The organism is Lentzea aerocolonigenes (assembly GCF_000955955.1).
Lineage (GTDB): Bacteria > Actinomycetota > Actinomycetes > Mycobacteriales > Pseudonocardiaceae > Lentzea > Lentzea aerocolonigenes_A.
On record NZ_JYJG01000629.1, the window covers coordinates 1 to 432 of the forward strand.

The 432-nt window shown below is 62.5% G+C and carries 1 protein-coding gene; it reads right to left on the reverse strand.

Translation table 11 applies throughout. The annotated features are described in order from the left end of the window. Positions 1-409, reverse strand: a 409-nt coding sequence (locus UK23_RS48015; RefSeq protein WP_231115018.1) for a glycosyl hydrolase 53 family protein, incomplete at its 3' end; no start/stop codon positions are given. Positions 410-432 lie beyond the last annotated feature (23 nt).

Sequence of the window (432 nt, forward strand, 5' to 3'; positions counted from 1 at the left end):
GGGTGCAGATGCCGCTGTTCTGCTCGTTGCCGATCTTCACCCAGCCCGGCGTGACACCACCGGCCTTCATCAGCTTCAACGAGTCGTCGACGTACTTCCGCAACGCGTCGCGCATCTGCGTGTAGCTCATGTTCGCCCACGCTTTGGGCGGCTTCTGCACGCCGACGGAGTTCCACGTGTCACCGAAGTGGAAGCCGAGCAGCACCTGCATCCCCGCGTCACGGCAACGTTGAGCCATGCGAACGGTTTCCTGGATGCTGCAGTGGCCATCGGTCGGGCTGTTGGACGGGTTGACCCAGGTGCGCAGGCTGATCGCGGTCAAGCCGTAGCTCTTCAGGATCGTGAAGAGGTCCTGCCGCACACCGGACTTGTTGAGCCAGTAGTAGCCCTTGGCCTCCATCTGAGGCATCCAGCTGATGTCCGCGCCCTTGA